A 25,041-nucleotide genomic window follows, 5' to 3' on the forward strand; every position below is an offset into this window, starting at 1 on the left:
GTTATTACCAGTGCCGGACCGGACCGGTATCAATATGCACAAAGTTGCTACTTGGGTAATATCCTACACCACCTGCGCGCATAGATAACGCAGCTTTGCGAATATTGGCTAACGAAACGCCTTCAATATGGAAATCCATTGCCTGTCCCTTCGTGTGATAGCTTTTTTTCGCTACCCCACGGCTGTGGGCGCGCAGTTCATTATTGGTATCAACAGAGCGATAACCAGAAATAAGTTGCACTGGCTTGCTGGTACCCAGCAGGCCCTGAAGGCGGAATAACTGATCAAACAGTCCTGGGTCGATGGCTTTTATTTTATTCGCGCGGAAATCACGGAAAAAATGGTTAAGTCTTGCTAATTCATCCTGAATATAGCCTCTGCCATCGAAGAACTCCGCTTTTAACGACTCACCGGTGTGGAGATTGTTGAGCGTTAAAACTCGCGGACGAGGTGTCGAGAGGGTGGCAAATGCTGGCGTCGGCAAGATGGCCGCTGCGCCGAGCGCAACACCACCTAACGCCAGCAGTTTGCGGCGATTAGCGTCAAATTTGTCCATGATAATCAGGTCTACAGGTCAATGTTTATCGTAAATATGCTTAGCGCACGAAGGGCACCTTAACTGGCAAAGCCGACTACGTCAAGGCACCCAACCCCAGTAAATACGCGGCCTCCAGCCATATAGCCCCGTATTCACCATTACTTACGACAACCTATTTTCCCGAACTGCTTCATTTACCTGATTAATTGTTCAGCTTTTGGCAAAATTTGTGCGCCGGATCGCGCCGTGAGATCATAATTGTAAATATCTGTACGATACTGCGTCCGCCCGTCCTCACCCACAAACGCCGTCAGATAATAAAGATTGACCGGAATATTATGGCGAATATTAACGTAACGCGTATCCCCCTGCTTCAGGGCGTCAGAGATGCGCGTATCGTTCCAGCCTGCATCCTGCAACAGCATATTAGCCAGCTCCGAGGCTTTATTGACACGCACACAGCCTGAACTCAGCGCGCGGGTATCTTTCTGGAACAGATTGTGGTTCGGCGTATCGTGCAGATAGATAGCATCTGAACTCGGCATATTGAACTTGTAGCGTCCGAGCGAGTTATGTGCACCGGGTGCCTGCTGGAACCGGAATGGCAGATTAGACGCGGTAATGGTTGACCAGTCGACCATATAGGGGTCTATCGCCTCTTTGCTGTTCCAGCCGCGCATCACCGTATAGCCATGGCGTTCCAGGTAACCCGGATCGTTCCAGACCTTGGGCAGAATGTCTTTACGCGCCAGCGTCGGCGGTACGTTCCACGGCGGGTTAACCACCACGTTGTTCAGGGCACTGCTCATCATCGGCGTTTTGCGATCGGGACGTCCCACAATCACGCGTGACGCCAGCACTTCACTGCCGTTCTGGTAATAGACCAGCGAATACGCCGGAATATTCACCATGATGCCGGTAGAGAGGGTCCCTGGCAGCAAGCGTAAACGCTGGATATTGAGCGCCAGCACCCCTGCACGCTGCGCAGGTGAGACGTTCAGCCAGTCGCGCGTTGACTGGCCAATCACGCCATCAGCACCCAGCCCCTGAGCAGCCTGAAACTGCTTAACCGCTGCAACCAGCTCCCGATCGTAGGCCGCGGGCTTATCACTCAGAACGGCGGCTTTTTTCTCTTTCACCGGGGCTGACGGGCTGACAACGACGCTTTGCGCATCGTCACCCGGCAGGGCAATTTTAGGCCCGCTATCCAGAATACCGGAGCGTTTGAGGATCTCACGCAGGGCAGGCACATCGCTGCTCCACTGTCCAGGACGCAGCGTCGCGGTACCACGCATCTGCGGCCATGGACGTGAATCCCCGACCAGTTCCAGAAGCGACTGATGCATGGTCGCGTATTGCGGATGTGCCGGCGCGAGGCTCGCAATAAAGCGCGGCAGATCGCCACTATCCAGCGCCAGTTGCCACTGGTTAATTACCGACAGTGCCGGAGTCGCCAGCTTGTAAGGCTTATCGCTGTACAACCAACGGTTACCATTGACCGGAATACCGGCCACAAACTGGAGATACCCCATCATGGCATCGGAAAGCACCACGTCCCGCGCCTGCCCGGTGACAGCAGGATCGGTTAAGAGCTCAACCCATTTTGTGAACTGCGGCTGGAACCCTGCAATGGCGACTTCTGCCAGCTGTTGCTGGAAGGCGCGCACCGCATCACGGTTTTCCCACATGGGTTTCATGTCACGCGCCGCATAGAGCAGCGTGAGCTGGCTGGAATAGACAGGCGTGTAGCCTGCTGGCAGCCCAGACAGCAGCTGCTGGCGAAGCGATTCCGCGTCGATGCCTTCTGGCAACGGTTTAATACCGGCCATGATGGCCGTCGCAGGAGACTGCTCCAGCGGTTGAGACAGCGACGTTGGCTGTGTGCCAGTCGTTGCTGTGCTGTCAGTCGGCACAATTTCAGGCTCGTCGGCCTGAGCGGTTAACAGTGGAGCAAACGTCACTGCCAGGCATAAACTTAGCGCAGACAGCTGACGACCACATTTTTTCTTTAGCAACATCCCTTGCCCCCTGTTTTCACGACATGCCCATCACGTTGGGGCTTTCTTTTATTATAGGGTGACGGCAAACCTGTTGCCTTACCTTATGTAAAGAAGTTTAAAGATAACGCAGCCTTAAACACAAGTTAAGCGAAAAAAAAAGCGGCGCTGGTGCGCCGCTCACGGTTAGAAAACGCCTCAGGACGCGTCTGCCGTTGTTTCCGGTAAGGATTCTGGCGGCTGTGGGGCAAAACCGCGTAACCCGACCACGTGAACGTGTTCGGTATTCTGGAATACCTTACGCACCAGTTTATACGTGGTGCCTCTCTCAGGACTGATGTTCTCCGGCGCAGCGATAATGAGCTGCATATCAAGACGCTCACAGAGTTCAAACAGCGTGGCAATTGAGCGGGCGTCAAGACGCGCAGCTTCATCCAGGAACAGCAGTCGACATGGGGAGATATCTTTGCCGCGCAGACGACGCGCCTCATCTTCCCAGCTCTGGACCACCATCACCAGAATCGACATCCCGGTACCGATAGCTTCACCGGTAGAGAGTGCACCGGACTCCGCACGGAGCCAGCCGTCTGAACCACGGTTAACCTCCACTTCCATTTCCAGGTAGTTACGGTAATCCAGGAGCTCTTCACCAATGGTTTGCGGCGTGCGTTGCCCCATGTCAATCTGCGGATTAAGGCGTTGATACAGTTTCGCCAGCGCTTCGGAGAAGGTCAGACGGTTGCTGTTGAACAGATCCTGATGCTGTTCGTGCTGTTCAGACAACACTTCCAGCAGCGTCGAGTGCGCTTCACGCACGTTCACGTTCAGACGCACGCTGTTCACCTGACCAAACGATACGCTCTGCAAGCCCTGGTTCAGCTGGCGAATTCGGTTCTGCTCGCGCTGGATGGTTTTACGGATGATATTCGCCACGCTGCGGGAACTGATAGCCAGCTTCTGCTCGCGGGAGGTCAACTCTTCCGTCAGGCGGCCCAGTTCGATTTCCATCTGCTCAATGGCTTCGACCGGATCGTCGGTACGAATGATGTCCTGACGAATACGCTCACGCAGGTGCTGATAAACGGCCACGAAGAACTGGATCTTACGCTCAGGGCGTTTCGGATCTTCGGACATACGCAGCACATCGCGCAGGTGTTCGTTATCCGCCACCGCCAGACGCAAGGCACCCAGCGCCTTATCCGACATAGAGCGCAGTTCATCCGCAGAGAGATAGGCCAGCTCGCGACGATGCAGACGGCGTTCAACGTTATTGTCTTTCACCATCCGCATGACGGCGCACCAGCCCGCCTTCGCGGTCACGACCTGCTCACGCATTTCGTGATAATCACGCTCCAGCTTGCGCAGGCGACGAGTCAGGTTATCCATTTCCGCTTCACAGAAGGTCAGCGCTTTTTCCAGCTGATTACGACGTGCGCGGTTATTACTGAGCTGCGCATGCAGTTCATCACGACGGATACGCGCCCGCTCTTCTGCTCCGCTGTCAGCACGGACGCCAATGTCCTGTAACTCTTTCTGAAGATCGTTTAACAGCTCTTTCTTGGTGTCGAAGGAGCTTTTCAGCGAGGCCAGGACCTGATTGTACTGGTTCAGCTGTGCCGAGTGGCTACGCATCGCGTCACGGGCGCGAGTACGTTCCGCTTCAGCCTGTTCAAGGCGCTGACGCAGCTTCTCATTGAGATCGCTGTTACCGCTCAGCATCTCCGCGGAATCGGAGTAGCCGAAGTGGGCCCGGCGCTGCACCACTTCCGTCAGGGCAAACGCCTGCTGGCGCGCTTCGCGCTGCACCTGCTGCGACCAGGCATAATCTTCTTTTAACTGTTCGAACTGCTCCGGATCGCTCTGCAACACGGAGACCATTGGTTCGAGCTTCGCCAGCTGATTACCGTACTGCTGAACAAAACGTGCCGCTTCCTGAGCTTCATCCAGACGTTCCTGAATCTCATCCACGCGGTCAGCCAGCGTGTCATCTGCCAGCAGATTCAGGCGAGGCAGGATGCGGTTAAGGGCCGCAACGCCCTCTTTCGCCTGTTCGAACTGAACGCGGCTTTGCTGGTTGTCATTTTCATGGTTTGAGATCGCACGCTCAAGCTCGCCGCGACGGGTGTTGAGCTTGCGAATTTCGGCTTCCGGGTCAGCTTCAAACGCCACGCCCAGATGGCTGCCGATAAAGCGGCTGAACGCCTGATGAAGACGCTGGGTTTTCTGCACGTCAAACGACAGGGTCGCAAAACGTTCAGACAGCGTCTCACGCTCGGCGTGAAGACTTTCAATCCGGTTTTCACGCGCTGCGCGACCAAACAGCGGAAGCTCAGGGAAGCGAGAATAACGCCACTGACGATCGGCGATTTTGACGACAACCGCTTTTTCCAGCTCATCGACGCTGAATACGCTGTCATCGAACGACTGCGGGTCCCCTTCGATTAAATAGAGGTCTTCCGGGCAATCTTCCAGCCCTGCCAGCTGGTCAGCAATCAGCGACAGATCCGGGACCACAATCGCGTTACGTGATGGGCCATACAGGGCTGAGAAGTACGGCGCATCGTCCAGACCGACATCGTCATAGATTTCGGACAACAGCACGCCGCCAAAACGTTCAGCCAGGGCGTTCAGACGTGAATCTTCCGAACCACCAGGCTGGCTTAAGCGCTCAATCTCTTCATCGATCTCACGTTTACGGGCGCCGACTTCATCGCGCTCAACAATCGCCTCGCGCTCGCGCTCAAGCAATTGTTGCAGATATTCGGTCACGTCCTGGCTGGACTCAAACTGTTCGCCGCACTGTTCACTGAGCTGGTTCAGGCTGCTTTGGGCAGCCAGCCAGACTGGTGCACGCTGCAGCAGCACCTTAGAACGGGACTGCAGCTGCTCCATCTCCTGGCGCAGCGTCATGCGCTGTTCACTGGCGTTGGATACGGAATCGGAAAGCGCAGCAATACGCGCTTCGAGCTCCTGATGCAGAGCTTCAAGATCGTCGAAATCGTAATTTTTGCCCTGGCGCTTACAGAACTCCGCCAGCATACGCTCGGCTTCCTGCTGTTCGCGAAGACGCTGTTCCAGTTCGTTCAGGCGCATACGCAGCGGCTGAACCTGCTCGGCCAGATGGCGCTGGTTCACACCGTCGCGCAGCAGTTCACGGGCAACTTCCCACGCTTCGTTACGCGCAAGCGGTCCGTTAATTGCCACAACCAGCTGGTACGCTTGCTCAAACTGACTGTGCGCCGTTTGCGCGACGCTCATCTTCTGTTCAAGCGAGAGCAGTTTCTCGGTCGCTTCCTGCTCTTTGGCCTGGAAGGTATCCAGCCACTGGTCAGCGCTTTCCGGGGTGAGGTCAGGCAGATGACACAGCTCTTTTGCACGCTGTAACGCCTGAAGTGCCTGGGTATACTGAATTGCACGCGTCTGCTGCACGTCCAGCGCCTGCTGGTAATCGGCCAGCTGATTTTTCAGCTCATCCACTTCCAACTCGGCGGCCTCGGCACGTGCTTCGTTCTCTTCCTGCATGTCGGCAGCTTCCGCCACCACTTCATTTTGCTCTTCGAGACGAATTTGCAGCTCATCGAGATCCGCTTCGTAGCGCTCGATCTTCTCCTGCTGACGCAGGGCGGTCTGCACCAGGTTCAGGTGATCGCTGGCAGCCTGGTAATCGGCTTCCAGATCGCCTTCGGCACCGTTGTGCTCGCCCAGTTCACGCGCCATTTCGACGTGCTTATACTGCTCAGCCACCAGCTGTTTACGGGAGGTAAACAGCTCGCGGCGGTACTCTAACGCCTGATCGAGATGGACACGACGTTCATTGGCGTGACGCATATAGTCCGCCGCCACGTAGTTGGTGGCCTCGCTAATCAGGTGCTTAAACAGGTCACGGTCAGACTGCGTCACGCGAATGGCTTCGAGCGTCATGCGGTTTTCACGCAGCGCGGCTTCCATATCCTGGAAGGCCTTACGCACGCCGCTGTTTTCCGGTAACAGGTAGTCGCGCAGGGAGCGGGTAATGGCGCTGGAGATACCACCGTACAACGATGCTTCGATCAAACGGTAGTATTTGCTACGGTCAGACGCACTGCGCAGACGGCGCGCCACAACGCCCAGATCGAACATCAGGGAGTGGTAATCCGTAATGGAGTTGAACTGCTTGAACTGCACGCCTTCGATGGTTTCGAGCTTATCTTTCAGCTCCTGCAGCGTCAGCACGCGCGCCTGACGCTCATTCAGGGTTTCCGTCAGCAGCGCTGTGGGCTGCATGGAGGTTGGCAGACCCTGGATGGCAAACGGTTTAATGTCCACTTTACGGTCACGGCCTGCGACCTGCTGCAGACGTACCCCCACCACCACACGCTGATGTCGGGAGTTAATGACGTCCAGTACCGAATAACAGACGCCTGCTTTGAGTTTGCCGTGCAGGCCTTTATCGCGAGAGCCGCTGGTCGCCCCCGCTTCGGTGGTGTTACGGAAATGGAGCAGCGTCAGATCGGGGATCAGTGCCGTAACAAACGCCGCCATGGTGGTGGATTTACCCGCACCGTTACCACCGGAGAGCGTCGTAACCAGCTCATCCAGATCGAACGTCCGGGCAAAGAAGCCGTTCCAGTTAATCAGCGTTAGTGAGCGAAATTTACCGCGTTCAATCATTACTCTTCCTCCCCGCTATCCGGCAGATTCTCTTCATGCTCATCATCGAGCTGCAAATGGTTTTCCACCGGCATCGCTTCACCGTCGCGGATCATGCGAAGCTGCGCTTCACGCGCATCGTCGCCCGCACGCACATCGGCGCCGAAGCGGAAGACAGATTCCGTGATGCGGAATTTGCTGCTGTCATGGCCCATAAACCAGACCATGCCCAGACGACGCAGACGGTTAAGGGAAGAGCGAACTTTTTCCTGCAATTTCTGGCGGTCAAGATCCGAGCCGGTGGAGCGGTTGTTCACCAGCTTAAGCAGCTTGCTCTCATCCGCCAGCGCCAGCAGCTCGTCGTAAAGCTCCTGCTGGGTGAAGATGCCTTCATTTGCCAGACGCTCCGGGCTGAGATAGAGGTAGCAAAGAATTTTGCCGACCATCATATCCAGCTCAGAGAGCACGGAACGCGGAATCAGGGTTGTGGAACGTGGACGCAGGTAGAAAAACCCTTCCGGTGCGCGGATAAGCTCCACGTTATAGCGGGCGTAAAACTCTTCCAGGTACTCCTGGAAGTCCATCAAAAAGGCGTGATTGTCCAGCTCGTCTAAGCCAATGTGACGACCGGCACGCAGTTGGCTGTCCAGCGCCGGAAACAACGGATTCGCCAGCGCCTGTGCCAGCTTAACTGGCATCACTTGTTCAATATTTGTCAATGACATGCGCCTGTACCTTGGCTCCGTAATCGTTAATCGGCTGCCACTTCGGCGGCAGCCCGGTGAAATCTGCTTGTGCGACGCCCAGACGCACGGCCTGGTCTACCACGATGCGGGCGATGTCGAAGTGGCGCGCGCGAGGATATTGCGCCAGATAGTCGCGCACCACGAGCCCAAGATCCAGCGGCACTTGTCTGGTTTTGTAGACAGCGAGCTGTTCTTCGATCATCGCCGCAAGTTGCTCACGAATTTCGTTGAACTCTTCATATTCCAGATCCGGTGGCAGTTCACCGGTCACTTCTTCATCGCGCAGAGCCATCTCTTCGTCGCGCATATCCAGCAGACGATCGGCACTGGCGTAAGTCAGCGCCCATGGCGCATCGAAATAGGTCTGTACCGACTGGCGCAGACGCTGAGCAAAGACGCGGTTTTTATCCATATCGATCGCGGTACGGATAAATTTATGCACGTGGCGGTCATAACCGATCCACAGGTCAATCGACTGCTGACCCCAGCTGATAATACGATCGAGTTTGCTCTGCAGATCGAACACCAGACGGTCAATAAAATGCAGATCGTCATGGGCCATGGTCGCATCCTGGATGCGCAGCAGGTTCGCCTGAAGCTTATCCCCTGCCGCTTCCAGCGTATCCTGCAGTTCACGCAGCGTACCCGAGGTTTCCGACAGCAACATTTCACAGCTGGAGATGGCCGCACGCCAGTCTTTATTCAGCAACTGTGCGATATCGTCTTTTACCTGTTGCTGCTGTTCATCCATCAGACGCTGGGTCAGATCGATGCTGTCGAAAATCTCTGCCACCGAATATTTCAGCGGCGCATAGACGTTACGGTGCCAGTGGAATTCGTCACCGTTTTCATCCGCTGCATCGGCGGCGCGCTTAAGTTCACCCGCCACAATCGAGAGCTGCATGGAAAGACGCAGCGTGGAAAATTCACGCTGGCGAATGTAGTAATCGGTGATGCCGATACCCAGTGGCGTCAGACGATAGATGGCGTTTCCTTCCGCCTGCTCGCTGGTAAAGCGGTTCAGCAGACGTTGACGCACCATATCGTTGATTGCGTTGTTGGCACGCACGCTAATGGTTTCGCTGGTTTGCTCAAACGCATCACTGACATGGCGGAACGCATCCACCAGTTCACCCTCGCTCATTTCGCCATCCAGCCGTTCGCCGTTCAGCGTGGCAACCGCCAGCAGGAAAGAGAGTCTGTCTACCGGCAGCGAGATGGAGAAATCGTTTTTCCTGGCCCAGGCAACCAGTTCGGGGACTGTCTGGGAAAATTCACTCATAGGTTATCCTTGCATCTGCGGCTTGTGCGCGGTGACGTGAATATAGCGGCCAAGACTGACAAAAGGTTCCTGACGGCAATACCGCGTTTCTAATTCTGTTAAGGTGTCAAAACAGTCACGCTGTTTGTGTTTTTCACGCAGATAATCATGAAACACCCTGACGCCCGTTTTCCCGGTTATCTGCCAGCCAATCTCTTCCAGCCAGCCATACACCTGCTGCGGATCGCGCGGATAATCCGGGGAAAGCGTGCGTTTTTTCTTTTTTGGCATCCCGACCTGAACATAGTCGAAGTTACCCGCAACCATGTTGTGCATCAGGAAGCCGTTAGCATTGTAGAACATCAGTGACAGCGTACCGCCCGGGCGCAACATCGACCACAGGGTGCGTAACACGCTTTGCGGATCGGCAACCCACTCCAGCACTGCATGAAACAATATCAGATCAACCTGGGTTTCCAAATGCTGTGCGATGTCCTGAGCGGCGCATTGTATAAAATGCATGTTGTCGCTCACACCTTTCTCTTCTGCGGCACGCGTCGCACGCGCGATCATCTCAGCAGAAAGATCGCAAAGCGTTACGTGATGACCGCGCTGGGCCATTTTGATAGCCGTCTGCCCTTCACCGCCGCCAGCATCCAGCACGCGCAACGTTTGCCCCTCAAACGAGGCCAGGATGTTGTCCAGATCCTGCCAGAGGATCGTCTGACGCAACTGCCCTTTCGTGGTGCCATAAATGTTGCGCGAAAACTTTTCCGCGATGTCATCAAAATTGCGATCCCGCATTGGGAGAGTTCCACTCGCTAACTGCAAAACCGCTATTTTGTCACACCCGCGCGGAGAATGAACCTCTCTGGTGTAATATCACGAGTAATCACCTGCTATATGGTTAAAAAAGGAACCAAAAAGGATGCTTTTTACCCTGAAGAAATACATTGGGGGGATGATGCTTCCCCTTCCACTGCTGCTTATCATCATTGCGCTGGGGCTGGCGCTGGTGTGGTTTAGTCGCTTTCAGAAAAGTGGCAAAACCCTTATTACCGTCGGCTGGCTGGTTCTGCTGTTGCTGAGTCTGCAGCCGGTCGCGGATAGCCTGTTACGTCCTGTCGAAAACAAGTACCCGACATGGCAGGGTCATCAGGAGGTGAAGTATATCGTGGTGCTGGGTGGGGGTTACACCTGGGATCCGAGCTGGGCGCCCAGTTCAAACCTGATTAACAACAGCCTGCCTCGACTGAACGAAGGCATTCGCCTGTGGCTGGCGAATCCGGGATCGAAAATGATCTTTACCGGTGCGGCGGCAAAAACAAACCCGGTCAGCACGGCCGAAGCCGGAGCCAGAGTGGCTGAATCGCTGGGTGTACCGCGTTCCGCTATCATCACGCTGGACAGCCCAAAAGACACCGAAGAAGAAGCTGCTGCCGTGAAGCAGGCGATTGGCGATGCCCCGCTCCTGCTGGTTACGTCCGCCTCGCACCTGCCGCGGGCGATGATTTTCTTCGAAAGAGTTGGCCTGCATCCCCTCCCCGCGCCGGCTAACCAGATGGCCATCGACGCGCCGCTTAACCCGTGGGAACGGGCGATCCCGTCCCCGGTGTGGCTGATGCACAGCGATCGTGTCGGTTACGAAACGCTTGGACGTCTCTGGCAATGGCTAAAAGGCGCCTCAGGCGAGCCAGGGCAGGAGTGATATCGTGGCGAGATCGAAGTTGGCGCGATTAAAACGGCCAGTATTGACCAGTTGCGCCACTTCATCCCAGAGCAGATAGAGCCAGCGGCGCCAGAGAAACGCTTCTGCAACCGGCGCGCGCTGGAGATAATGCCAGAGTAACCCCTCTGCGGCCCCGCTGTCGCTGAGCCTGAACAACTCGTACTCGCGCGGTGCCCAGAGCATGATCCCTGGCCCTACCATTGCCAGAAGCTGGTCGCTGCGAGGGTCTTTCAGCATGCTGCGCAGGGTAAAATTGCCGTGAACCAGCACGCAGTTGTCGTTAAAGCCGTCAAACAGCGCGGGCAAACACTCCCGGGTGCGGAACAAAATACGTTTGTCCTGCATGGTCAAACCGGTGTTATTAAACTGGTTAAGGGTGCCCCACAACACTTCGACCCGCTGGCGGTACCACAGTGGCCACAGGTTTTCCTGGGTGCTGTCTACCGGGCCGACGAGCCCACCGCTGTCTTGTCTGTGCCAGCCCAGCAGCGCCTCGACAATCTGATCTTTCAGCTGTTCCCAGCGTTCCGGTGAACGAGCAGGCGCTTCCACAGGCACGCCACGTAACCGCTCAATCAGCAGGACATCGGGGCCGGGGTGTTCTTCATGCGTCATCACGCCATACACCGTCGGCATGCGGACGGTCCCTTGTCGCGCAAGCATCGACATTTTCCAGGCCAGCTGCCTGGCAACGCCCGGCGAGGTAAAACTTCGGGCCATCAGCGGCATTGGGTTTCCCTGGCTGTCATATAACGACCAGAGTGCGGTATCTGCTTTTTCGTTCACACACTCAACCCTGCTTAACTTCTCACCCAGCAGATGGCTCAGTTCAGCACGCAGCTGTTCCATATGATATTACCCCCATTAAGACTACTGCTTTTATAATGAGCGCGCGGACAGAAGATGTCACCCGACAGAGATCAATTATGGAAAAGAAAGGGAAAATAACCTGGAGAGAACATCCCCCCGCAAGGAGGGATGCGGGCGCTATTAACGCAATTCGGCGCGGACGCGCTCAAGATCTTCCGGGGTGTCAACACCCGTACCTGGCACTTCCTGCGCAACGGCAACGTGGATTTTTTCCCCGTACCAGAGCACGCGGAGCTGCTCCAGCATTTCGATATGCTCCAGCGGGCTGGGTGCCCAGGTAACATAACGACGAATAAAGCCAGCACGGTAGCCGTAGATCCCCAGATGACGCAGGAATGAATCACCAATGGTCTCTTTTGAAACCGCAAAACGATCACGATCCCAGGGAATAGTGGCGCGAGAGAAGTAGAGCGCATAGCCCTCGGCATCCATCACCACTTTCACCGCGTTCGGATTAAACGCCTCTTCAGCGTGGAGCACAGGTACCGCGAGCGTAGCCATACCGACCTGGCGCTGCGCCAGGTTTTCCGCCACCTGGCGAATAATGACCGCCGGGATCATCGGCTCGTCGCCCTGTACGTTAACGATGACCGTATCATCACTGAAACCGCATTTCTCAACCACTTCTGCCAGCCGCTCTGTGCCGGACTGGTGATCGGCGCGGGTCATGCACACTTCTCCGCCAGCCGCCTCAACCGCACGGGCAACGTCCGGATGATCGGTTGCCACGATAACGCGCTCAGCACCGGACTCACGCGCACGTTCAAGGACATGCACAATCATCGGTTTGCCGTTGATATCCACCAGCGGTTTACCCGGCAGACGGGTTGATGCATAACGCGCAGGAATAATGACAACAAAACTCATGGTTTGCTCTCTTCTGCCACCAGGGAGCGGGCTTCGTTTTCCAGCAATACCGGAATACCGTCGCGCAGCGGGAATGCCAGACTGTCCAGCTTGCAAATCAGCTCTTGTTTGTCCTGGCTGTAATAAAGTTTGCCGTTGCACACCGGGCAGGCAATAATTTCAAGTAAACGGTGATCCATAGTTCCTCCGTATGGGTAATCGCTAAAGCTTAACACATTCCTTTTTCAGGGAGTGTCTGTTTCCCAGCCACGTCGACAGGTGCTAAACAACCCGTCAGGCACCCGACCCAGCGCCACGTCGTGGGCCCCCTGCCAGCATGCGAATTCGCTAATGGCGGAGGTTAATCCTTTTTCCAGCGCCGCTGTGGTCTGGATCCCCTCTTCAAGATAGAGCGCGATAATCTCCAGCGTGCCGGTTTTGCGGTGCATTTTAGCGTCCATTCGACCGACCAGTTGCCCTTTGTGCAGCAGAGGCAACACAAAGTAGCCGTACTGACGCTTTGGCGCGGGGGTGTAACACTCAAGCCGATAGCTGAAATTAAACAGCTGTTCGGCCCGTTTTCTGTCCCACACGACCGGATCGAAAGGCGATAACACCGCGCTGTGGGTTGCCTGAAGCTTACTGTCCAGAGCCTGGGGTAAGAGCGGGAGGAGATCCGAATGCAGCCACATGTCCCCGAGGGTTTCTACCGTGACGGGGATAACACGATGTTCACGCTGCCACATTTCCAGCAGCGGTTTCAGGGCCGGCTGGCGAAGGCGATAGTAATCCGCCAGCCACTGCGGCCGGAAAATGCCCAGACTGCGGGCGCTGTTTTCCAGCATGATGGCTTCCGCTGCCTCCTGGGTGAGTAAGTCACGCTCATCGTCCCAGTGGGGCATCACGCGGTGCGTCAGGTCATACACGCGCTGAAAATTACGCCGTTCAATCACCATGACTTTGCCGGACGTAAACAGTCCTTCAAGGTGGCGTTTGTGCGGCTTCCACTCCCACCAGCCGCTGGTCCCTTTTCTCGGATGTTCAAAATCGGCGGAACGTACAGGACCGTTTTGCTGAATATGCTCGATAAGCTGTGCAATTTCAGTCGTGTGCTCCTGCATCCATTCCTGGCGGTATTTCCAGCCCATCTTTTCGGGGGCCAGCATGCGATGGCGAACCAGGGCAAAATCGCTGCGCGGCAGGAAACAGGCCTCGTGCGCCCAGTACTCCATTAAGTCCCCCTTACTGAGCGCGTCATCCAGCCACTGAGGCGGATAATTCCCCAGTCGACTAAACAGCACAAGGTAAGGGCTACGGGCCACGATATTAATGGTGTCAATTTGAAGGAGCGACATGCGCTGAACGGTAGAGAGAATATCGGCGGGCTGCGCGCGGCGGCGGGGCTTTTTGAGCAGCCCCTGTGCGGCAAGGTGCAAATGACGTGCGGCTGAAAGCGAGAGTTGCGGTAAAGACATGCGTTTTCCTGTCAGTCAAAGCGCCACCAGAACCGCGTAAGCCATTACTGCACTAACGCAATCAGTTCCTTGAGCAATTGTTCCGGTTGCTCACCGCTGAGTTCAGCGTCAACCGGCAGATACCACCAGTTATCCTTCGCAAAGGCACGGCATTTCACCGCATCTTTTTCAGTCATGATTAGCGTCTGCCCCGGAGCTGTCAGGGCCGCGACCTGATCTGGCACCAGCGCCTGATGATCGGCCAGCGGAACGCGTTTTTCAAGCCGGGCACCACACTGTTCCAGCGTCGCGAAGAAACGCGGAGGATGACCGATACCCGCCATGGCCACCAGCGCGGGTAACAAGGAGACAGCACGGCGCTCTCCGGTCAATAGATTCACCGCCATTCCCGGCCTGAGATGCATAGGGATCTCACCCGGTTTGGCCTCTCCACCGTTAACAATCACCGCATCAACGGACCTGAGACGCGAAGCGCGTTCGCGCATTGGTCCGGCGGGTAGCCACCAGCCGTTACCGAACCGGCGAACCCCGTCAATGACCACAATCTCTTTATCACGCGCCAGCGCGTAATGCTGCAGACCATCGTCAGTAATAATAATGTCTACCGCGTGTTCGGCAAGAAGTGCCTGAACGGCATCACTGCGTACCGGGGAAACCGCAACAGGTGCGCCTGTACGCTGGTAAATCAATACTGGCTCATCACCCGCTTCAGCGGTCGTAGTTTCCGCCGTCAGCAACAGGGGATACTGCGCCGCTTTTCCGCCATACCCACGCGATACCACGCCTGGGCGTATACCGCGTTTTTGCAGTTGCTCCACCAGCCAGATCACCACCGGTGTTTTACCGTTGCCGCCAGCCGTCAGGTTACCCACCACGACAACTGGCACCGGCGCGCGCCATGCTCGCTTCAACCCCAGGCGGTAAAGCAGACGAATGAGGCCGCTCACCAGGCCATAAAGCCAGGAAAGCGGCAGAAGCGGCAGCCACAGCGGTGATTCACCGGACCAGATACGTACAATCATTCGCCGAATTGCATCTTATGCAGTTGGGCGTAAACGCCGCGGTGCGCCAGCAAATCAGAGTGGCTTCCGCGTTCGACAATCACGCCATCTTCAACAACAACGATTTCGTCAGCCTGTTCGATAGTCGACAGACGGTGCGCAATCACCAGCGACGTACGGTTCTTTTGCAGCTCATCCAGCGCCGACTGAATGGCACGTTCAGATTCCGTATCCAGCGCAGAGGTTGCTTCATCCAGAATCAGAATCGGGCTATCACGCAACAGCGCACGAGCAATGGCGATACGCTGGCGCTGGCCACCGGAGAGCAGTACACCGTTCTCACCGATAATGGTATCCAGACCGTTATCCATCTTGTTGATAAAGTCCATCGCATAGGCCATACGAGCCGCCTTTTCAATCTCCGCACGGCTGTACTCTTCTGTACGCGCATAGGCAATGTTGTTTGCCACAGTATCGTTGAAGAGATGCACATTCTGGGAGACCAGCGCCACCTGGTTACGCAGCGACTGCAGGGTATACTCCCGCAGGTCATGGCCATCCAACAGGATTTCACCCTCGTCGATATCATAGAAACGGGTGATCAGGCTGGCGATGGTGGATTTACCTGAGCCAGAGCGGCCTACCAGCGCAACGGTTTTACCCGCGGGAATGGACAGGTTGATATTACGCAAAGCCGGCGTTTCGCGGCCAGGATAGGTGAAAGTCACATTGCGGAATTCAACATCGCCGTGGGCGCGTTCAATCTCGCGTTTACCTTCATCTTTCTCCTGTTCGGTATCCAGAATGCTGAACAGGGTCTGGCAGGCAGCCATCCCGCGCTGGAACTGAGCGTTGACGTTCGTCAGTGATTTCAGCGGACGCATCAGGGCAATCATCGATGAGAAGACCACGGTGATGGTACCCGCCGTCAGCGTCTCCATCACGCTCGGGAAGCTGGCCGCATACAGAACAAAGGCCAGCGCCAGAGAAGCGATCAGCTGGATGATAGGGTCAGAAATTGAAGAGGCCGAAACCATTTTCATCCCCTGCAGACGCATTTTGTTGCTGACTTTATCAAAGCGTTTGGTTTCGACTTCCTGCCCGCCGAAAATCAACACCTCTTTATGCCCTTTCAGCATCTGCTCAGCGCTGGTCGTAACCTGACCCATTGTGTTCTGCATATTCTTACTGATGTTGCGAAAACGCTTTGAAACGACGCGAATAGCAATAGAGACAACCGGTGCCAGCACGATAAGGATCAGTGACAGCTGCCAGCTGTAATAGAACATCATGATGAACAGACCGATAATCGATGCACCTTCACGCACCACGGTAATCAGCGCGTTGGACGACGATGATGCTACCTGCTCGGAGTCGTAGGTAATACGTGACAGCAAGGTACCGGTAGACTGCTTATCAAAGAACGCTACTGGCATGCCCATCATGTGACCAAACAGCCGACGGCGCATGGTCATAACGACTTTCCCGGAAACCCAGGAGATACAGTAGCTCGAAATGTAGCTGGTGATACCGCGTAAGATCATCAGTCCAATAACCACCAGTGGCATCCATATCAGCACTGAGCGATCTGTTTTACCAAAACCATCATCCAGTAACGGTTTGAGAAGCGATAACATAAACGTATCGCTGGCTGCGTTGAGGACTAACGCTACACCCGCCACGATCAAGCCTGCTTTAAAAGGTGCAATCATCGGCCAGAGTCGGCGGAAGGTTTGCCACGTGGAGAGATCTTTGTCGTTATGCATTCAAAAAACCAGCATCTGTTGAAATAGCCGCATATTCTACCCGTTATCTCCGGGCGCGCCAAACCACTGATGATACCAACGCGGTAAATATTCATCACGTACGCGCTGTATTTGCCATCGATGTTGCGAGAATGTCACCGATATTTGTCCAGAATGGGGGGTATCGTGCCAGATATAGCCCTCTTTTCGATAACGTCTGATAACTTTTGCCGACGGAAAATGCCATGCGTTATAGCGAGCCGCAGAATCGAGCGCGATCCTCCCCTCTACCCGCTGCACCAGTGGCAATGATGAAGACGTATTGCTGCCATGATGGGGTACCTGTATCACAGTGGACGTCAGATGACGCCAGTAATGGCTAAGCATAGTCTGTTCCGCTTGCGCTTCAATATCCCCCGTAAGCAACGCACTCTGCTCACCATCGTCGATTTTTACCACACAGGAGCGATTGTTCCCCCTTTCGGAATAGCCCTCAGGTGGCCAGTGGACGGTGAAGGTTAACCCCTCCCATATCCATCTCTGCCCGCGAAAACAAGGCCGATGCTCCGCCCGATCTAACGGGCTTCTTATCCATAACGTGGGCCATGTTTTTTGCAGCGTCGCCAGGCCGCCCGCATGGTCGAGATGCTCATGACTGAGAATGACGCCTTCTGGTTGCAAATGGTGCCAGCGTAGCCACGGAATGATTAACTGCCGGGCGCTATCACCACCCGGCCAGGCGAGCCCGGTATCATAAAGAAGGGCTTTACCATGGCGTTCAATGACCATTGCCAGCCCCTGCCCCACATCCAGCATATGCAGTGTCCAGCCTTCACTCCGCACCGTTCGCCAGAGCGGAAATGCCAGTAAGACACTCCCTGCCAGACACACTGCAGGAACGGATTTCCAGGCATGAAAGCGCCAGCCGATAATGACAAGCCAGGGCAATAACGTCAGGTATTGCCACCGTTCATCTACATTCTGCCAGCCATCCGGCAGGCGCATCAGCATCCAGAACAACCCCCCCAGGGATTTATCGGCTGCAAACCAGAGGGCACTTTCCAGCGCCGTCAGCGGCAACAGATGAAGCAACATTCCGGACAGGATCAGCGGTACGCAGACAAAAGTAACCAGGGGGACGGCAAAGAGATTAGCCACCAGGGAAGAGAGGCTGAACCCATGAAAAATCAGCACCTGTAATGGCATGAGCAGAAGCAACATGCCAGTTTGCAGATAGAGCAGATTCAGCAAAGGCTGTAACCAGCGAACCCGGTGCCCGCGAGGAAGAGGCAGCCACTGAAACCAGAAAATCAGCGCGGCGACGGCAAAAGCTGAAAGGGCCAGACTTTTAGAAAGCACGGCTAAGGGATCGCTTATCAGGATTGCCGCGATACAGCAACACCACACCTGCCAGGGAGACCACTGACGGGCGCCAATGCGCAATGCCGCCAGCACGGCAAGTGCGATAACCGTTCGCAATGCGGGCGGTTGCAGCCCGGTAAGCCAGGCGTAGAAAGCGGCAAAGAACAACCCGGCCAGGAGAGGAATCTGCCAGTGGATCCAGTGGCCCGGCATCAAGAACTGAAGCCCACGCGCAAGTAACCAGACGATGGATGCGGCCAGCGCAATATGCAGACCCGAAATTGCCATCAGGTGCAGCGTGCCGGTGTCGCGCATCAGATCTTTAATTTCCCGGGGCACCTCCAGACGTTCTCCCATCCCCAGCCCAAGCATAACCGCGCCCCAGTGAAAAGCAGAAAGCCGGTGTTGCAGTGACATCAGGTACTGAGCACGCAAGCTGCAGTTTTCATCGACGATTTTCGCCTGCGTAAAACGTCCGCTGAGCGTCTGGTGTCGGGCAAAGGCGCTTCGCTGGGGATCATATCCCCCGTCGTTTAGCTCGCCATGCACAGGCCGGAGCCTGAGCGTCATAGCCCAGCGCTGACCGGCACACACCTTTTGCGGCAGGTAATTGCCATACAGCGTCACGCCCGTGGATGCCCACCAGCGTTGACCATCGACACGCAGAATGTTGCCCTGATGCATTGTTGCACCATCGGTGGCCGTGATTTCTATCTCTGCCTGCACTGCTCCCGTCGTTAAATGTTGCATCGGCCAGACGCTTTCCTGCGCAGCAAGAAGACCCCAGACACAAAATAACACCATGATCCCCATATACTTCAGGACGTTGTGTCGCTGGGCGGCCAGCGCTATCCCACCGGCGATCATTACCCACACGGTATGACGTTCAGGCAGGACGGGTAACCAGAGTAATGGCATGATCGCCAGAATGGCGTAAAGACTTATCGCGGGAATGCCCATTACTACCTCCCTGTTTGAGGGTGACAGTATGGAAGCAGGCAGGGTGAGTCGTCAGCCAGAAGAAACGCGGTTTACAGCGGGCGCTGAAACATTTTTATCCGTTTGCAGAAAACAAAAGGAAAATTGCGCGGCATCTTCAGAATAAAAGCGACAGGCACAAAAAAAGCACCCGCAGGTGCTTTCTTTCGAACCCAGTTTAGCGCTGATGGCTAAACTCAGTTGCCGTAAATGTTGGCGCGATCGCGCAGTTCTTTACCCGGCTTAAAGTGTGGAACGTACTTACCTTCCAGTTCGACTTTATCGCCAGTTTTCGGGTTACGCCCGGTACGTGGAGCACGATAGTGCAGAGAAAAACTACCGAAACCGCGGATTTCAATGCGCTCGCCCTGGGCAAGAGTGGAGGCCATATGCTCCAGCATCTCTTTTACGGCATCCTCCACTGCTTTCGCAGGGATATGCGGTTGCTGACTGGCAAGTCTTTCAATCAATTCTGACTTGGTCATGATTCCTCCGGTTCCTTTCAAACCAATTAGCTGAACAGCTCATTAAACAAGGGCGGCCGTAGCCGCCCTTTGTTATTGATTACAGGACGAATCCTCTAATCTGTCAAGTTTGCTCCTCATCCTTCTCGCTGTAAATGCGTTACAGCTCAAAATGATGCGGACAACCTGATATTACTCGCCTTTAGCTGCTTTGAAAGCTTCAGCCATTGCGTTGTTAGAGAAGTTTGCATCTTCCTGTTTGTTAACAGTGGCGATTGCATCTTTCTCATCAGCTTCGTCTTTAGCACGAACAGACAGGCTGATTGCACGGTTCTTACGGTCAACACCGGTGAACTTAGCTTCAACGTCGTCACCAACGTTCAGAACCAGAGTGGCATCTTCAACGCGGTCACGTGAAGCTTCAGAAGCGCGCAGGTAACCTTCAACGCCGTCAGCCAGTTCTACGGTTGCGCCTTTAGCGTCAACTGCAGTGACTTTACCGTTTACGATTGCGCCTTTCTTGTTCAGTGCAACCCAGTTGTTGAACGGATCTTCTGCGAGCTGTTTAACGCCCAGGGAGATACGTTCACGCTCTGCGTCAACCTGCAGAACAACTGCAGCGATTTCGTCGCCTTTTTTGTATTCACGAACTGCTTCTTCGCCTGCAACGTTCCAGGAGATGTCAGACAGGTGAACCAGGCCATCGATGCCGCCGTCCAGGCCGATGAAGATACCGAAGTCAGTGATAGACTTGATTTTACCTTCAACACGGTCACCCTTGTTGTGGGTTTCCGCGAACTGCTGCCATGGGTTGTTTTTGCACTGTTTCAGGCCCAGGGAGATACGACGACGTTCTTCGTCGATATCCAGAACCATAACTTCCACTACATCACCAACGTTAACAACTTTGGATGGGTGGATGTTTTTGTTGGTCCAGTCCATTTCGGAAACGTGCACCAGGCCTTCAACGCCTTCTTCGATTTCAACGAAGCAGCCGTAGTCAGTCAGGTTGGTAACGCGACCAGTCAGTTTAGTACCTTCTGGGTAACGCTTAGCGATAGCTACCCATGGATCTTCGCCCAGCTGTTTCAGGCCGAGGGATACACGAGTACGCTCGCGGTCGAACTTCAGCACTTTAACAGTGATTTCGTCGCCCACGTTCACGATTTCGCTTGGGTGCTTAACGCGTTTCCACGCCATGTCGGTGATGTGCAGCAGGCCATCAACGCCGCCCAGGTCAACGAATGCGCCGTAGTCAGTGAGGTTCTTAACGATACCTTTGACTTCCATGCCTTCCTGCAGGTTTTCCAGCAGCTGATCGCGTTCTGCGCTGTTTTCGGATTCGATAACGGCACGACGGGATACAACAACGTTGTTACGCTTCTGGTCCAGCTTGATTACTTTGAACTCAAGCTCTTTGCCTTCGAGGTGCAGGGTGTCACGGACTGGACGAACGTCTACCAGAGAACCTGGCAGGAACGCACGAATACCATTCAGCTCAACAGTGAAGCCACCTTTAACTTTGCCGTTGATAACACCGACCACAGTTTCAGCTTCTTCGTAAGCTTTTTCCAGCGTGATCCAAGCTTCGTGACGTTTAGCTTTTTCACGGGAAAGCAGGGTTTCGCCGAAGCCGTCTTCTACTGCATCCAGAGCAACGTCAACTTCGTCACCAACCTGGATTTCCAGCTCGCCCTGGGCGTTTTTGAACTGCTCTGCCGGAATGGCGGACTCAGATTTCAGACCGGCGTCAACCAGTACTACGTCTTTGTCGATAGCAACAACAACACCACGAACGATGGAACCCGGACGGGTTTCGATTGTTTTTAAGGATTCTTCAAATAGTTGAGCAAAAGATTCAGTCATGTTTAATCTTCAGGTTAATATAACGTCCACCTGGCTCCGTGCCGGATGGGGTTGTTTCACATACCCGCCGTCAATCCATTGCAGCGGGGGTACTGCTAAATCGGTCGCAATTACGCGAGTGCCAGTTTTTGGCGCGCATATTGTAGCGCTTTTTCAATCACTTGCTCAATAGTTAAACTGGTTGAATCCAGAACTAATGCATCTTCTGCAGGAACAAGTGGGGCGACGGCGCGGTTACGATCGCGGTCATCGCGCTCTTTTATCTCGGACAAAAGGCGATCAAAGTTAACACTAAACCCCTTTTCCTGCAACTGAAGCATGCGGCGTTGAGCCCGTTCTTCCGAGGAGGCGTCGAGGAAAATTTTCACTGGCGCATCAGGGAAGACAACGGTTCCCATGTCACGCCCGTCAGCGATCAGGCCAGGCAGTTCACGGAAGGCGCGTTGACGGCGCAGCAGTGCTTCACGCACGCGCGGGAAAGCGGCAACCTGTGACGCGGCATTCGCCACGTCCTGAGTCCGAATTTCACCGCTGACATCTTCACCTTCGAGAATCACTTCCAGATTTCCGTTGGTTGAGATAAAGCGAACATCAAGATGGGTAGCCAGCGGAACCAGCGCGTCTTCGGAGGCCACATCAACATGGTGATGCAGCGCCGCAAGCGCTAACACGCGGTAAATAGCACCAGAGTCCAGCAGATGCCATTGCAATGCTTCCGCCATTGCCTTGCACAAGGTGCCCTTTCCTGCACCGCTTGGGCCATCAATGGTTATGACCGGGGCAATTGCCGTCATCTTTATCTCCTTAAACAGGCATACCGTTAACGTAAACGCCGCGCATTATACGCGCCAATGCCCACAATCGTTAACGTTGTGTGCAAAAACGCGAATTACAGGTATTTAGATGAAGAATTATTGCGCAATGATACTTCTACATCGTTCGCGTTGCTTGCAGGCGGCAGGCGCACATCTCCAGAAGTGTAGATCATCACGTCAATGAGTGGGAACGCTGTAAGCGCGCCAGTACAGAGGCTGGCGCGAAGGCAAATCAGGCAGGGGTACTGATACGCGCCAATTGCTCGAAGTAGTCCGGGAAGGTTTTCGCCGTACATTTCGGGTCGAGAATGGTCACCGGCGTATCGGAGAGCGCCACCAGCGAGAAGCACATTGCCATGCGGTGATCGTTATAGGTGCCGATTTCCGCAAACTGCAGTTTTGCCGGAGGGGTGACGCGGATGTAGTCTTCGCCCTCCTCCACTTCGGCGCCCACTTTACGCAGTTCGGTCGCCATCGCGAACAGACGGTCAGTCTCTTTTACGCGCCAGTTGTAAATGTTACGCAGCGTCGTGGTGCCTTTTGCGAAGAGCGCCGCCGTGGCAATGGTCATCGCCGCATCCGGGATATGGTTCATGTCCATATCGATAGCGTTCAGCTCGCCATGGGTGCAGGAGATGAAATCATCACCCCAGGTAATCGTGGCGCCCATTTTTTCCAGCACGTCAGCAAAACGGATATCGCCCTGAACGCTGTTACGGCCAATGCCGGTCACTTTCACCGTACCGCCCTTAATTGCCCCTGCCGCCAGGAAATAGGAGGCAGACGAAGCATCACCTTCCACAAGGTAATGACCCGGAGACTGGTACTGCTGCGCACCGCGAACCACGAATTGCTGATAAGCGCGGTTTTCCACCTCAACACCGAAGGTTTTCATCAGGTGCAGCGTAATATCAATGTACGGTTTAGAGACCAGGTCGCCTTTGATGGTGATGACCGTATCCTGTGGTGCCAGCGGCGCAGTCATCAGCAGAGCCGTCAGGAACTGGCTGGAGACGCTGCCATCCACGTCGACGTTGCCGCCATTGAAACCACCGCGCAGACGCAGAGGCGGGTAATTTTCCTGCTCCAGATACTCAATTTGCGCGCCGCCCTGACGAAGGGCATCCACCAGATGACCAATGGGACGCTCTTTCATGCGTGGCTCACCGGTCAGCACAATATTGTTGCTGCCCAGGCACAGGGCCGCCGCCAGCGGGCGCATCGCCGTCCCCGCATTACCCAGAAACAGTTCACGCTCTTCAGCCGAGCGTAACGCGCCGCCGTTGCCGGTCACTTCACAGCGGGTGCGGTCGTCAGACAGCGTGTAATGAACTCCCAACGCTTTCAGCGCATTGAGCATATGGCGCACGTCATCGCTGTCCAGCAGGTTTGTGAGGACGGTGGTGCCGTTTGCCAGAGCTGCCAGCAGCAGAGCGCGGTTCGAGACACTTTTTGAACCAGGCAGATTAATGGTGCCATCTACCCGCGCGATAGGTTGTAACGTCAGGGATTCCATGAAACTTAACTCTCAACTCAACATAATAAAAACCCCGCAGCAGGGCTACGGGGGTGAAAAACAGCGTAATTAACCGTGGCGACGTTCGAAGTCGATCATGAAATCGGTCAGGGTTTTAACCCCTTCCAGCGGCATCGCGTTATAGATAGAGGCACGCATACCGCCTACAACACGGTGGCCTTTCAGCGCATGCAGGCCTGCAGCGAAGGACTCTTCAAGGAAGACTTTATCCAGGTTGCTGTCCGCCAGCTGGAACGGCACATTCATACGAGAACGATTAGCTTTCGAGACATCGTTACGGTAGAAATCGCTCTTATCGATCACGCCATACAGCAGGTCGGCTTTCTGCTGATTGATTTTGTCCATCTGCGCCACGCCGCCGTTTTGCTTGAGCCATTTAAAGACCAGGCCAGAGAGGTACCAGGCAAACGTAGGGGGGGTGTTGAACATGGAGTCGTTATCGTTGAGGACCGTATAATCCAGAATAGACGGGCAAGACTGATGGGCTTTACCCAGCAAATCTTCGCGCACGATGACGATCGTCAAACCCGCCGGGCCGATATTTTTCTGCGCACCCGCATAGATAACACCGTAGCGGCTGACGTCAATTGGCGCGGACAAAATGGTAGAGGAGAAATCGGCTGCAACCACCACGTCTTTACCGAAGTTCGGGGTCTCGTCGATGGCAATCCCGTCGATGGTTTCATTTGGGCAATAGTGCAGATACGCAGCGTTATCAGAGAGCTGCCATTCGCTCATCGGCTTCACGGCACGCAGGCCATCAACGGTAATTTTGGCGTCGATAACATTTGGCGAGCAGTACTTTTTGGCTTCTTTAACCGCACTTGCCGCCCAGTAACCCGCATCAACGTAGTCTGCCGTGGTTTTGTCGCCGAGGATATTCAGCGGGACGCCAGCAAACTGACCGCGGCCACCGCCGTGGCAGAACAAAACTTTGTAGTTTGAGGGAATGTTCAGCAGATCGCGAAAATCCTTTTCTGCCTCTTCCGCCACCTGAATAAACTCTTTACCACGGTGGCTGATTTCCATCACCGACGTACCCAGACCGTTCCAGTCACAAAGTTCCTGTTGAGCCTGTTTAAGCACGTCTGCCGGCAACATCGCCGGACCTGAACTGAAATTAAAGACTTGAGCCATTTCCCCTCACCACGCTAAAAGCAATAAGTTATAACTGTGGATATC

At 54.9% G+C, this 25,041-nt stretch carries 19 protein-coding genes; 1 reads left to right on the forward strand and 18 read right to left on the reverse strand.

Annotated elements, in window-relative coordinates:
• Positions 1-4: 4 nt before the first annotated feature.
• The 6 genes from BJ887_RS14460 to cmoM all read right to left on the reverse strand — a co-directional run bounded on the left by BJ887_RS14460 (position 5) and on the right by cmoM (position 9,975).
• Positions 5-556 carry a YcbK family protein gene (locus BJ887_RS14460; RefSeq protein ID WP_014169403.1) on the reverse strand — a complete coding sequence of 184 codons (552 nt, stop codon included), beginning with the start codon at positions 554-556 and terminating at the stop codon, positions 5-7.
• A gap of 176 nt (positions 557-732) precedes the next feature.
• Positions 733-2,556 carry a L,D-transpeptidase gene (gene ldtD / locus BJ887_RS14465; RefSeq protein ID WP_121340034.1) on the reverse strand — a complete coding sequence of 608 codons (1,824 nt, stop codon included), beginning with the start codon at positions 2,554-2,556 and terminating at the stop codon, positions 733-735.
• 177 nt (positions 2,557-2,733) lie between these two features.
• Entirely contained in the window at positions 2,734-7,185 is a 4,452-nt protein-coding gene (gene mukB, locus BJ887_RS14470) for a chromosome partition protein MukB (protein WP_121340035.1), read from the reverse strand.
• The gene (gene mukE / locus BJ887_RS14475) at positions 7,185-7,889 is read right to left on the reverse strand and encodes a chromosome partition protein MukE (protein WP_014169400.1); all 705 of its coding nucleotides are present in this window, start codon (positions 7,887-7,889) and stop codon (positions 7,185-7,187) included. The genes mukB and mukE overlap by 1 nt, the downstream gene beginning before the upstream one ends.
• Positions 7,870-9,192, reverse strand: coding sequence for a chromosome partition protein MukF (gene mukF / locus BJ887_RS14480; protein WP_014169399.1), 1,323 nt, complete (start codon positions 9,190-9,192; stop codon positions 7,870-7,872). Before mukF ends, mukE begins: the two co-directional genes overlap by 20 nt.
• Positions 9,193-9,195: 3 nt before the next feature.
• Entirely contained in the window at positions 9,196-9,975 is a 780-nt protein-coding gene (cmoM, locus tag BJ887_RS14485) for a tRNA uridine 5-oxyacetic acid(34) methyltransferase CmoM (RefSeq protein ID WP_032677804.1), read from the reverse strand.
• A 124-nt stretch (positions 9,976-10,099) separates the two neighbouring features.
• Between cmoM and elyC the strand changes: the two genes are divergently transcribed.
• The gene (gene elyC, locus BJ887_RS14490; protein WP_121340036.1) at positions 10,100-10,879 is read left to right on the forward strand and encodes an envelope biogenesis factor ElyC; all 780 of its coding nucleotides are present in this window, start codon (positions 10,100-10,102) and stop codon (positions 10,877-10,879) included.
• On the opposite strand, the gene BJ887_RS14495 is transcribed toward elyC, so the two are convergent.
• The 12 genes from BJ887_RS14495 to serC all read right to left on the reverse strand — a co-directional run bounded on the left by BJ887_RS14495 (position 10,856) and on the right by serC (position 24,996).
• Positions 10,856-11,749, reverse strand: a complete 894-nt coding sequence (locus tag BJ887_RS14495; RefSeq protein WP_121340037.1) for a YcbJ family phosphotransferase — start codon at positions 11,747-11,749, stop codon at positions 10,856-10,858. The genes elyC and BJ887_RS14495 overlap by 24 nt on opposite strands.
• 141 nt (positions 11,750-11,890) lie before the next feature.
• Positions 11,891-12,637, reverse strand: coding sequence for a 3-deoxy-manno-octulosonate cytidylyltransferase (kdsB, locus tag BJ887_RS14500; protein WP_014169394.1), 747 nt, complete (start codon positions 12,635-12,637; stop codon positions 11,891-11,893).
• Positions 12,634-12,816 (reverse strand): protein YcaR, encoded by a 183-nt coding sequence (gene ycaR, locus BJ887_RS14505; protein ID WP_006174474.1) that lies wholly within the window; start codon positions 12,814-12,816, stop codon positions 12,634-12,636. Before ycaR ends, kdsB begins: the two co-directional genes overlap by 4 nt.
• A gap of 45 nt (positions 12,817-12,861) precedes the next feature.
• Positions 12,862-14,091, reverse strand: coding sequence for a winged helix-turn-helix domain-containing protein (locus BJ887_RS14510; protein WP_121340038.1), 1,230 nt, complete (start codon positions 14,089-14,091; stop codon positions 12,862-12,864).
• 44 nt (positions 14,092-14,135) lie between these two features.
• Positions 14,136-15,113 carry a tetraacyldisaccharide 4'-kinase gene (lpxK, locus tag BJ887_RS14515; protein WP_121340039.1) on the reverse strand — a complete coding sequence of 326 codons (978 nt, stop codon included), beginning with the start codon at positions 15,111-15,113 and terminating at the stop codon, positions 14,136-14,138.
• A complete protein-coding gene (gene msbA / locus BJ887_RS14520) occupies positions 15,110-16,858 on the reverse strand; it encodes a lipid A ABC transporter ATP-binding protein/permease MsbA (protein ID WP_020884816.1) in 1,749 nt (582 codons plus the stop codon). The genes lpxK and msbA overlap by 4 nt, the downstream gene beginning before the upstream one ends.
• 36 nt (positions 16,859-16,894) lie before the next feature.
• Entirely contained in the window at positions 16,895-19,159 is a 2,265-nt protein-coding gene (locus BJ887_RS14525; protein ID WP_121340040.1) for a ComEC family protein, read from the reverse strand.
• Between the two features lie 215 nt (positions 19,160-19,374).
• Positions 19,375-19,662 (reverse strand): integration host factor subunit beta, encoded by a 288-nt coding sequence (gene ihfB / locus BJ887_RS14530; RefSeq protein WP_008499965.1) that lies wholly within the window; start codon positions 19,660-19,662, stop codon positions 19,375-19,377.
• A 171-nt stretch (positions 19,663-19,833) separates the two neighbouring features.
• On the reverse strand, positions 19,834-21,507 hold the full coding sequence (rpsA, locus tag BJ887_RS14535) for a 30S ribosomal protein S1 (protein ID WP_014169387.1): 1,674 nt from the start codon (positions 21,505-21,507) through the stop codon (positions 19,834-19,836).
• Positions 21,508-21,617: 110 nt separating this feature from the next.
• On the reverse strand, positions 21,618-22,301 hold the full coding sequence (gene cmk / locus BJ887_RS14540; protein ID WP_014169386.1) for a (d)CMP kinase: 684 nt from the start codon (positions 22,299-22,301) through the stop codon (positions 21,618-21,620).
• Between the two features lie 253 nt (positions 22,302-22,554).
• Entirely contained in the window at positions 22,555-23,838 is a 1,284-nt protein-coding gene (aroA, locus tag BJ887_RS14545) for a 3-phosphoshikimate 1-carboxyvinyltransferase (RefSeq protein ID WP_044857540.1), read from the reverse strand.
• A 69-nt stretch (positions 23,839-23,907) separates the two neighbouring features.
• Positions 23,908-24,996, reverse strand: a complete 1,089-nt coding sequence (serC, locus tag BJ887_RS14550) for a 3-phosphoserine/phosphohydroxythreonine transaminase (RefSeq protein ID WP_044866179.1) — start codon at positions 24,994-24,996, stop codon at positions 23,908-23,910.
• Between the last annotated feature and the right edge of the window lie 45 nt (positions 24,997-25,041).

Origin of the sequence: Enterobacter sp. WPR_3_1, from assembly GCF_003635055.1 — a bacterium.
Taxonomy (GTDB): Bacteria; Pseudomonadota; Gammaproteobacteria; order Enterobacterales; family Enterobacteriaceae; genus Enterobacter; species Enterobacter ludwigii.